Annotated in this window: 10 protein-coding genes and 1 pseudogene; all 11 read left to right on the top strand. The window is 46.6% G+C overall.

Annotation, left to right across the window (positions count from 1 at the left end; all coding sequences use genetic code 11):
• Window positions 1-691, top strand: a 691-nt coding sequence (locus tag Q0546_RS07020; protein WP_298791691.1) for a 4-(cytidine 5'-diphospho)-2-C-methyl-D-erythritol kinase, incomplete at its 5' end; no start/stop codon positions are given.
• Window positions 692-702: 11 nt separating this feature from the next.
• Window positions 703-1158: an SsrA-binding protein SmpB gene (gene smpB, locus Q0546_RS07025; RefSeq protein ID WP_009495234.1), complete on the top strand. Its 456-nt coding sequence runs from the start codon at window positions 703-705 to the stop codon at window positions 1156-1158.
• 9 nt (window positions 1159-1167) lie between these two features.
• Complete coding sequence (locus Q0546_RS07030; RefSeq protein WP_298791693.1) at window positions 1168-1380, top strand: 4-oxalocrotonate tautomerase family protein; 213 nt, start codon at window positions 1168-1170, stop codon at window positions 1378-1380.
• A gap of 1 nt (window position 1381) precedes the next feature.
• On the top strand, window positions 1382-1996 hold the full coding sequence (locus tag Q0546_RS07035) for a TlpA family protein disulfide reductase (protein ID WP_298791695.1): 615 nt from the start codon (window positions 1382-1384) through the stop codon (window positions 1994-1996).
• A complete protein-coding gene (locus Q0546_RS07040; protein WP_298791697.1) occupies window positions 1986-2297 on the top strand; it encodes an ATP-dependent Clp protease adaptor ClpS in 312 nt (103 codons plus the stop codon). Before Q0546_RS07035 ends, Q0546_RS07040 begins: the two co-directional genes overlap by 11 nt.
• Before the next feature lie 43 nt (window positions 2298-2340).
• Complete coding sequence (locus tag Q0546_RS07045; protein WP_298791699.1) at window positions 2341-4506, top strand: AAA family ATPase; 2166 nt, start codon at window positions 2341-2343, stop codon at window positions 4504-4506.
• Between the two features lie 109 nt (window positions 4507-4615).
• The gene (aat, locus tag Q0546_RS07050) at window positions 4616-5185 is read left to right on the top strand and encodes a leucyl/phenylalanyl-tRNA--protein transferase (protein WP_298791701.1); all 570 of its coding nucleotides are present in this window, start codon (window positions 4616-4618) and stop codon (window positions 5183-5185) included.
• A 56-nt stretch (window positions 5186-5241) separates the two neighbouring features.
• Window positions 5242-5679, top strand: a complete 438-nt coding sequence (flgB, locus tag Q0546_RS07055) for a flagellar basal body rod protein FlgB (RefSeq protein ID WP_002950896.1) — start codon at window positions 5242-5244, stop codon at window positions 5677-5679.
• A gap of 9 nt (window positions 5680-5688) precedes the next feature.
• A complete protein-coding gene (flgC, locus tag Q0546_RS07060; protein ID WP_298791703.1) occupies window positions 5689-6186 on the top strand; it encodes a flagellar basal body rod protein FlgC in 498 nt (165 codons plus the stop codon).
• Between the two features lie 5 nt (window positions 6187-6191).
• Window positions 6192-6494, top strand: coding sequence for a flagellar hook-basal body complex protein FliE (gene fliE, locus Q0546_RS07065; protein WP_009495241.1), 303 nt, complete (start codon window positions 6192-6194; stop codon window positions 6492-6494).
• Between the two features lie 3 nt (window positions 6495-6497).
• Window positions 6498-8345: pseudogene (locus Q0546_RS07070) on the top strand (penicillin-binding protein 2).
• Window positions 8346-8446 lie beyond the last annotated feature (101 nt).

An 8446-nucleotide genomic window follows, 5' to 3' on the forward strand; every position in this document is an offset into this window, starting at 1 on the left:
CAACTACCACGAGATCGTCTCTCGCTTTGTTTTGCGGCGCGAGATTTACGACGAAATTTTCTTTGAAAAATCTAGCGGCTTTGCGCTTGAGTGCGATAACGAAAATATCGAAAATAATATCATTTTAAAGGCTAAATTTGAGCTGGAAAAAGCGGGATTTAAAAACGAGCTGGACGAGTTTTTCGCCTCGCATAAAATCGTGATAAAAAAGCAAATCCCTTTAGGCGCGGGTCTAGGCGGAGGCAGCTCAAACGCGGCTACGTTTTTAAAGATGGCGAACGAGGAGTTAAATTTAAAACTGACGCGCGAAAATTTGATGAAAATAGGCGCGAATATCGGAGCGGACGTAGCGTTTTTCGCTAGCGATTTCGAGGCGGCAAACATTAGCGGTATCGGCGAGATAATAAGCGATTTTGGCGACGAGGTGCCGGAGATTGAAATTTTAACGCCTGACGTATTTTGCTCGACGCCTGCGGTTTACGGCGAATTTAGGGCAAATTTTATGGATAGTATCGATGTAAATTCGGCGGCAAAAATGCGCGAGATGACGACTGCACAGCTACTGGAGCGATACGAAAATCGCAAGCTAAACGATCTTTTTGCGCCGTGTTTTAAAATTTATCCGCAGATGGATCAATTTAAAGATTTTTTCCTCAGCGGCAGCGGCGCGAGCGTGTTTTTCTTAAAATAAAAAGGTAAAAAATGGGTAAGGATTTAGCCAAAAATAAAAAGGCGCTGTTTGACTTTAGCATCATCGAGACCTTTGAGGCGGGCATCGTGCTAAAGGGCAGCGAGGTAAAGGCTCTAAGGGCGGGCCGCGCAAACCTAAAAGACAGCTTCGCGCGCGTGATAAAGGGCGAGCTGTTTTTACTAAACGCGCACATCAGCCATCTAAATACGACGCACTCGGCGTTTCGCCCGGACGAGCGGGCTCCGAGAAAGCTACTGATGCACCGCAAGCAGATAGATAAAATTTTCGGTCAAGTCACGCAAGATGGCCTCACGCTAGTCGTTCTAGCGCTCTATCTAAACGACAAAAACATCGTAAAGGCGCGGGTCGCGCTGGCAAAAGGTAAAAATTTGCACGATAAACGCGAGACGATAAAACGCAAAGAAGCCGACAAAGAAGCGCGTGCGGCGATGAAAAAATACGCCTAAGGAAACAACGTGCCATACGTAAATATAAAAATCACAAAAGAAAAAGAGGCCGTAAGCGCCGAGCAAAAGCGCGCACTCATAGCAGGCGTGACGAAGCTGCTAGGCGATACGCTAAAGCGCGACGTGAGCAGAACCGTCATCGTGATAGAGGAAGTTAGCACCGACGACTACGGATTTGGCGGCGAAAGCATAACTGAACTAAGATCAAAACAAGGAAAATAATATGAAAAAAACCATCAAGGCGATTTTGGCGGCTTTGGCCTGCGCGATATTTCTAGCAGGCTGCGGCGAGGACGAGACGGCGAAGGCTCCCGTAAAGATAGAGGGCTATAAAACGGGCGAGGAGATCGCGCTAAAGAGCGTGTTTGGCAAAGACCTCACGCTAAAGCGCGTCGAGGGCGGCTTTGTTATCAAGGGCGACGAGGATAAAATTTTGATGTTTGATATATTCGGCACGTTTTGTCCGCCGTGTCAAAAAGAAGCTCCCGATCTCACCAAATTTCAAATCGACAATCTAAACGACTTTACGATCGTGGGACTCACACACTTTGAAAACGTCACGAACGAGTACGTAGTGGAAAACTTCGCGCAAAAATACAACGCCTTTTACTTTATCTCAAACGATATAAAGACAAACGACAAGCTTTCGGCGCAAATTTTAGAGGATATAAAATACGAGCGGCTTGAGAGCGTACCGATAAAAATGGTGCTAAAAGGCGGCGTATATCAGGAGTTAACCGACGTAGATAGCGGAAAATTCGGCGTGAAATACTATCTAGGCGGCATCCATCTAGACGCGATGACGAAGGATTTTGAAAGAATAAAAAATGCCCGCTAAAACCGCCACCGAGCGGGAGCGAGACGTCGCCCTTAAGGAAAAACCCGATTTTCCGCGTAAATTTAAGGTTGTTTTACTAAACGACGATGTTACGAGCATGGATTTCGTCGTGAGCGTGTTGGTCGAGATTTTTCACCACACAGCCCAAAGCGCGGTAACCGTGATGTTAAAAATCCACAACGAAGGCAGCGGAGTGGCCGGCGTCTATAACAAAGAGATCGCCCAAACCAAACAAAACCAAACGCTAAAAGCCGCAGCCGCCGCGGGCTACCCGCTAAAGGCCGTCGTCGAGGAAGAATAGCCCGCAAAAACGGGCGCGCAAAAGGCGCAAAGAGGAGGAAATGATGTTTGACTCGGATTTAAGCTATCTTTTGGAAAAGGCCGGGCAGTTTGCCTACTCGAATTTTCACGAGTATCTAACTAGCGAGCACGTGCTTTTCGTGCTAGTAAATTTAAACGAAGAGACTAGAGATATCCTGGCTGACGCGGGTCTAACCGACGTCGAGGGACTAAAAAGCGATCTAAAAAACTATCTTTTGCAAACCAACGAACAAGTCCCGCACCACAAACAGCCGCGCATGACGGTGCTTTTGGAGCAAATTTTTAAAGAGCTAAACACCGAGCTAAAAGATAAAAACGTCGGTATCAGAGATTTGCTCTTTAAAATCGCGGCCAGAGGCGACACGTACGGGGCTAAAATTTTAGAATTTTACGACGTCGATCCGCAAAAGATCAAACACCACGCAAAAGACGATAAGCAGGCTCGCGCTAAAAGCTTCCCAAACCTCGCCAAATATTCGTCGAATTTAACCAAACTAGCCGCCGATGGCAAGATCGATCCGATCATTGGGCGCGAAAACGAGCTAACAAGGCTAATGCAAACGCTAAGCCGCCGCAAGAAAAACAATCCAATCCTAGTAGGCGAAGCTGGCGTGGGCAAAACAGCCGTAGTCGAGGGGCTCGCGCTAAAAGTCGCAAGCGGCGAGGTGCCGCAGCGGCTAAAGCAAGCGCAAATTTTTGCCCTGGATATCGGCGCGATGATAGCGGGCACGAAGTACCGCGGCGACTTTGAAAAACGCCTAAAAGACGTGATGGACGAGGTAGCCGAGCAAGAAGATGCGATAGTTTTTATCGATGAGATCCACACTATCGTAGGCGCGGGAGCTACAAACGGCGGCGGACTTGATATGTCAAATTTACTAAAACCGGCTCTCGCAAACGGCTCGCTTCGCTGCATCGGAGCGACGACGTACGCGGAGTATCGCAGCTTTTTTGAAAAAGAAAAAGCCCTCGCGCGCCGATTTGCTAAAATCGACGTCGTAGAGCCGAGCGCGGACGAGAGCGTCGAGATATTAAAAGGGCTTCGCGCCAAATACGAGAGCTTTCACGGTGTCAAATTTAGCGACGAAATTTTAGCCAAAAGCGTGGAGCTAGCCAAAAAATACTTAAACGATCGATTTTTACCCGATAGCGCCATCGATCTCATCGACGAGGTCGGCGCGGCCCTAGCTCTGCAAAACAGAAGCAAAACCGTAAAAATGTCCGATCTAAGCGCGGTTTTAAGCAAGATGGCAAATATCCCGGATACAAATCTAAAATCTGACGCCGCGGCAAATTTGAAAAATCTAGCCCAGAGGTTAAAGTCTGAAATTTTCGGTCAAGACGAAGCCATAGACACTCTAGTAGCGGCGATCAAGCGCTCGTACGCGGGGCTAAAGCAGCCAAACGCGCCCGTTGGAGTATTTTTATTTACAGGCTCAAGCGGCGTGGGTAAAAGCGAGCTAAGCGCGGCTCTAGCGCGAAATTTGGGTGTGCATTTCGAGCGGTTTGATATGAGCGAATACATGGAAAAGCACAGCGTCTCGCGTCTCATCGGCGCGCCTCCGGGATATGTCGGGTTTGAAGAGGGTGGCATACTCACAAACGCCGTTAAAAAGCACCCCTATAGCGTGATTTTATTTGACGAGATCGAAAAGGCAAGCGACGAGATGATAAACGTCTTTTTGCAAATTTTCGACAGCGCAAGCCTCACCGATAACACTGGCGCAAAGAGCGATTTTCGCAACGCCGTCATCATAATGAGCTCAAATTTGGGCTCAAAAGAGGCTCCGACGCTTGGCTTTAGCAAGGATGAAAGCGGCAAAGCAGACTCGGCGGTAAAGGGATTTTTCAGTCCCGAGTTTCGCAACCGCATCGATAAAATCGTGCATTTTAACGACCTTAGCGAGGACGCGCTAAGCCTCATCGCGCAAAAGATAATTAACGAGATAAACTCAAGCCTCGCCGAGAAAAAAGTCGTCATAAAAGCCTCCGCCGAAGCCAAAAAATACCTCTGGCAAAAAGGCTATAGCAAGGAATTCGGCGCGCGAAATCTAAAACGCCTAGTTCAAGACGAGATCTCGACTAAGCTTAGCGACGAGATACTTTTCGGCGCGCTAAAAAACGGCGGCGTAGCAAATATCGCGCTAAAAAACGGCGAGCTGGCGTTTAAATTTGAAGCCACAAAATAAGCGGTCGCGGGGTCGAATTTGGAAAAAATTTATAACTTCCCAGACCCCGCAAACGCCCCCGCAAACTCGCCTTTAGCCGTCGGCCGGCGATCTAAGCGCCGATGCTCTTTTGCAAGCTTACGACAAAGGCATTTTCCCCTGGTTTTTACCCGGCGAGCCCATATACTGGTGGTCGCCAGACCCGCGCGCGGTGCTGATTCCAAGCGAAGTGCGCGTGCAAAAAAGCATAAAACCCGCACTTAAAAAATTTGAAGTACGGTTTGATTATGACTTTGAAAATTTCCTAAAAATCTGCAAAAGCGAGCGCGAAAAACGCGAACCAACGTGGCTATCGGGAGACATCGTGAGCGCCTATGCAAATTTACATCGTCTCGGCGTCTCGCACAGCGTAGAGGTTTATGAGGACGGCGAGCTGGCGGGTGGGCTCTACGGGCAAATTTTCGGCAAGGTCTTTTGCGGCGAGAGTATGATCAGCCTAAAAACCGGCGCGTCAAAAGTCGCTCTCATAGCGCTTTGCCGCGCTTTAGAGCCGTTTGATTTTCTCATCGACTGTCAGGTTATGAACGATCATCTAAAATTTATGGGCGCAAAAGCGATGAAGCGAAGCGAGTTTTTAGCCAAATTTAACGAACTAAAAAGTCAGCCGAGCGGGTTTAGCGAATTTAAAAATTTACCCTAAATTTGGAACGTCTTTTGCTTATTATCTCGTAAAATTTAGATAAAAAAGGCAAGAAAATGTTCGCAGGTATCCAAACCTCAAAATCAAAACCGCTCGTAGAAAGCGCGCTGGCAAGCAGAAATTTACGCCAGCAAATGATTTCTGGCAACATAGCAAACATCGATACGCCTTTTTACAAAGCCCGCGACATCGCGTTTGAAGCGGCTCTGTCGCAAACAGCGCAAGAAATCTACGGCAAAGACGAAAATAAAATTTTAAAACTCGCGCAAACGGACGGCGCGCACTTTCCTCGCGTGGATTTTCCGGCGTCAAACGGGGCGACGATATTTTTACGCGACGGACACATGGCGCGAAACGACGCAAACACAGTCGATCTAGACGTCGAGACGACCGAGCTTAGCAAAAATGCGATAATGGTAACCGCGCTTGATCGCGCCATGAGACAAAGCGGCCAGATATTTAAAAACGTTATCGACGCTAGTAGCAAAATTTAAGGATAGATTATGAGTAATTATTTAAGCGACTTTGATATCAGCGGATACGGACTAAGCGCCCAGCGCTTTAGGATGAACGTCATTAGCTCCAACATCGCCAACGCAAACACCGTGCGAACGGCGGAAGGCGGCCCGTATAGACGCCGCGAGGTGATATTTAAGGCGGTTGATTTTGATAGCGTACTAAACGACGAAGTGGCGAAAAAACATAGCTTGCTCGAATACGAAAATCCGCTAGACGATAAATTCTATACAAAAGACGCAAAACCTGCTATAATGAGCGTCGTAGTTGACAAGATAGTGCGCGACGATAAGGATTTTAAGCTAAAATACGATCCGTCTCACCCCGACGCCGACGCGAGGGGCTACGTAGCGTACCCAAATATCAATCCAGTCATCGAAATGGCGGATTTGATCGAAGCCACGCGCGCCTATCAGGCAAACGTTTCGGCATTTCAGTCGGCTAAAACGATCGCTCAAAGCGCGTTAGAATTATTACAAGGTTAAATTTTATGACAAATATAGATAAAATCGGCTCGGTCGCTTCACCGTTTGAAAAAAAAGAAGCAAAGACTCTGCAAAATCAAAAAGGCGAGTTAAATTTCGGCGACGTGCTAGATAGTTCGCTAAAAGAGCTAAACGAGATACAAATCAACGCAGATAAAGCCATCGCCGATCTAGCCACTGGTGAGGTAAAAGATCTACATCAAGCAGCCATCGCCATCGGCAAGGCTGACACGTCGATGAAACTCATGCTAGAGATCCGAAATAAGGCCCTAAGCGCATACAAAGAAATCTCAAGAACGCAAATTTAAACCTTGAATCAGCGAAAATCAAAAACAATCGCTTTATTTGCGTTTATTCTGTTTTTTATCTGCATATTTTTGGCAGTTATCTTTTACCGAGCAAATATCGAAAGACGACTGCCAAAACTAGAAACTAGCGACATAAACACGGCCCTACGCGGCAACATAATAACAAAAGACGGCTTTAGCATCACAGGTAGCCAAAAGCTCTACAAAGTGATGGTAGATACTAGAAACATCGACCCCGATAAAAAAGATCTATTTATCAAACTTTACTGTATATATAGCGGCGACGATATCAAGCGCGTAACTAAAATCATCAACAGCCAAAAAGGCGCCGTTACGCTATCCTATAAGATCGACGCCAAGGGCGCGGCGTATCTACAGGAGTTATCAAAAAAGCTGTATAGAAAAAAAATCTTTATCCCCTACGAAGACCCAAATACCGGTGCTGCAATACTGCGTAATATGAGCATAGTAGAAAGCGGCGAAAGCAGGCAATACGTCGCCGCCGACGCGCTCACTCCGATGATAGGCTACGTAAAAAAGGTCGAAAAAGACGGTATCACTAAAACCGAGGGCGTAAAAGGCGTAGAAAAAGCCTACGAATACTACATCTCCTCGATCCAAGACGCAAAACTGCTAGGCCCAAAAGATATCGGAAACAACATCATTCTTACGAGCGATTCAAATTTGGCTAACCGCGTGGACGGATACGATATCATCTTAAACGCCTCGCTTAAACTGCAAACCAGACTAGAGCAGATCATCGACGAAAAGAAAGAATTTCTAAACGCAAAAGAGATAATCGTAGGCATAATGGACTCAAAAACAGGCGGCCTACTAGCGCTTGCCAGCACCTCTAGATATAGCCCCTCAAACATCAGAAAACAAGACTACAAGTCACTAAACTCCTCAGCAACCGAGTATGCATACGAGGTCGGTTCGGTATTTAAACCGTTTATTTTCGCCCTTCTTTTAGCAAACGACAAAATCAATCCGCTCGAGCGGATAAACACCTACAACGGCGTCTACCAGCTGGGCAAACGCACAATAAAAGACACGCACCCAGAGCCATTTCTCACGGCTGAGGATATCATTGTATACAGCTCAAATATCGGCATGATACAAATCGCCCAGCGCCTAGACGGTTCTCAAATTTACTCAGGGCTTTTAAATTTCGGCTTCACACAAAAAACCGGCATCGATATGCCATACGAGCAGGTCGGAAATATGCCGCCCGTAGCCAAGCTAAATTCGCAAATTTACAAAGCTACGATCAGCTACGGATACGGTTTGCAAGCGACTTTTATCCAGCTTTTAAAGGCGTATAACGTATTTAATAACAAAGGCGTAATGGTGACGCCAAAGGTCGTGGACTCGCTCTATAAAGACGGCAAATTTTTCGTCGTAAACGACCCAAAACCGGTCGAAGCCATAAGTCAAGAAGCGGCCGAAAGGATGAAGCGCATCCTGATAAAAACCGTCGAGATCGGCACCGGCAAAAGAGCGAAGGTAGAAGGCCTAGAAATCGGCGGCAAAACAGGTACCGCACACATCGCCACGACCGGTGGCTACGCAAATACCTATAACGGCTCGTTTTTTTGATTTGTTTACGACTCACAAGGCAACAGTTACACGATAGGAGTTTTAGCCAGAGAGCCAAAGAAGCCGTATTATTATTTTGGCGCCCAGAGTGCGCTACCGACATTTAAAGCGGCCATAGAGTTGATGGTAGAAGAGGGATTTTTAAAACCGGATGAAAATTTGACAACCCCAGAGCAGGCTGCTCCGACCGCAGAAAATACAGAGAAAAAAAATACAAAATCAAATTCCAAAAATAAACAAAAAAAGAATTAACTTTCACGCATTTATATGCCATTTAATGTTGATACACTCTATTTAAATACGTTTCAATACTTATCTATGCTCAAATCTTTACGTCCCTCCTCCGACAGCCG

This window comes from uncultured Campylobacter sp. (genome assembly GCF_937997465.1).
Taxonomy (GTDB): domain Bacteria; phylum Campylobacterota; class Campylobacteria; order Campylobacterales; family Campylobacteraceae; genus Campylobacter_A.

Excerpts from the sequence above, each read along its gene's own strand:
- smpB (WP_009495234.1), top strand. The coding sequence starts at position 703 with ATGGGTAAGGATTTAGCCAAAAATAAAAAGGCGCTGTTTGACTTTAGC.
- Q0546_RS07035 (WP_298791695.1), top strand. The coding sequence starts at position 1,382 with ATGAAAAAAACCATCAAGGCGATTTTGGCGGCTTTGGCCTGCGCGATA.
- Q0546_RS07040 (WP_298791697.1), top strand. The coding sequence starts at position 1,986 with ATGCCCGCTAAAACCGCCACCGAGCGGGAGCGAGACGTCGCCCTTAAG.
- Q0546_RS07045 (WP_298791699.1), top strand. The coding sequence starts at position 2,341 with ATGTTTGACTCGGATTTAAGCTATCTTTTGGAAAAGGCCGGGCAGTTT.
- flgB (WP_002950896.1), top strand. The coding sequence starts at position 5,242 with ATGTTCGCAGGTATCCAAACCTCAAAATCAAAACCGCTCGTAGAAAGC.
- flgC (WP_298791703.1), top strand. The coding sequence starts at position 5,689 with ATGAGTAATTATTTAAGCGACTTTGATATCAGCGGATACGGACTAAGC.
- fliE (WP_009495241.1), top strand. The coding sequence starts at position 6,192 with ATGACAAATATAGATAAAATCGGCTCGGTCGCTTCACCGTTTGAAAAA.